1 protein-coding gene is annotated in these 1,623 nt (G+C 70.5%); it reads left to right on the top strand.

Going from position 1 to position 1,623, the window contains the following annotated elements; translation table 11 throughout:
• A partial coding sequence (locus QSK22_RS33185; protein ID WP_285498460.1) for a condensation domain-containing protein occupies window positions 1-1,623 on the top strand: 1,623 nt, incomplete at both ends.

Below are 1,623 nucleotides of genomic sequence, written 5' to 3' on the forward strand. Positions count from 1 at the left end.
ACCGGATCGTCGCAGGCGTCGACGGCGGCGCCGCCAACGTGGCCGACGTGTACCCGCTGGCCCCGCTGCAGGAGGGCCTGCTGTTCCACCACCTGCTCGCGGGCGGTGGAGCAGACGCATACGTGACGGTCCAGGTATGGGAGTTCGACTCGCGAGCCCGTGTGAGCCGGTTCGTTGAGGCGCTGCAGCAGGTCATCGACCGGCATGACATCTACCGGACGGCCGTGGTCTGGCAGGACCTGCGCGAACCGGTCCAGGTGGTGTGGCGGCAAGCGAAACTACCGGTGATCGAACACACCCTGGACGACAGCCATGGCGACCAGGTGCAAGCCCTTGTCGCCATGGTGGGCTCGGCGATGGATCTGGGCCGCGCGCCGCTGATGGACCTGCACATCGCCGAAACAGAGGACGGCCGATGGCTGGGCCTGATCCGGATGCACCACATGGTGCAGGACCACCAGGGCATGGACGTCCTCATCCAAGAGCTGCGGACGGTGCTCGCCGGCGAGCCCGACCGGTTGGGCGAGGCGCTGCCGTTCCGCAACTTCGTGGCGCAGACCCGCGACAGGGCGGCACGGGCGGAGCACGAGCGGTTCTTCGCCGACCTGCTCGGCGACGTGACCGAGACGACGGCGCCGCTCGGTCTGACGGACGTGCGGATCGACGGCACCGGCGTGGTGTCCGAGCTGGTGCCGATCCCCGACGAGGCGACCGCCGGGCTGCGGCAGGTGGCGCAGCGGCTCGGCGTCAGTGCGGCCACGGTGCTGCACGTGGCCTGGGCGCGCGTGCTGGCCACCCTGTCCGGCCGGGACGACGTCGTCTTCGGCACCGTCCTCTTCGGACGGATGAACGCCGGCGAGGGCTCAGACCGGGTGATCGGCCCGTTCATCAACACCCTTCCGGTACGGGTGCGCACCGGCCGGACCGGGGCACTGGCCGCGGTCCGGGCGATGCGGTCGCAGCTCGCGGCGCTGCTGGAGCACGAGCACGCGCCGCTGGCGGTCGCGCAGCAGGCCAGCGGCATTGCGGGCGACACGCCGCTGTTCACCTCGCTGTTCAACTACCGGCACATCGGCGGCGGCGCTGCAAGGGACGAGCAGCAACCGACCGTGCGAGGGATCCGGAACGTCTACTCCAGGGTCCAGAACAACTATCCGCTGACCGTGTCGGTGAACGACATGGGCGCCGAGGGGCTGAGCCTGAGCGTGCTCGCGGTGGAGTCCGTGGACGCGCGTGCGGTCGGAGTGCTGGTGGCCACGGCGGTGGAGAACCTGGTCGACGCGCTGTCGAAGGCGCTGGACGGCGGACCGGACCCGGCACTCGGCTCCGTGAACATCCTGGACGCGCGCGAACGCGACCGCCTGCTGCGGGAATGGAACGACACCGCGACCGCCACCGAGGCCCCGACCGTCATCGAGCTGTTCGAGCGGCACGTGCGCACCACGCCCGATGCGGTCGCGCTGGTCGCGGAAGACGTGGAGCTGACCTACGCCGAACTCGACGCGCGGGCGGACCGGGTCGCCCGCCTTCTGCGCGATGCGGGTGTGGGTGTGGAGTCGGTGGTCGGGCTGTGCCTGCCGTCCGGCGTTGAGATGATCGGCGCGATTTTGGGTGTGTGGAAGG

This window comes from Actinomadura sp. NBRC 104425 (assembly GCF_030269545.1).
GTDB lineage: Bacteria > Actinomycetota > Actinomycetes > Streptosporangiales > Streptosporangiaceae > Spirillospora > Spirillospora keratinilytica.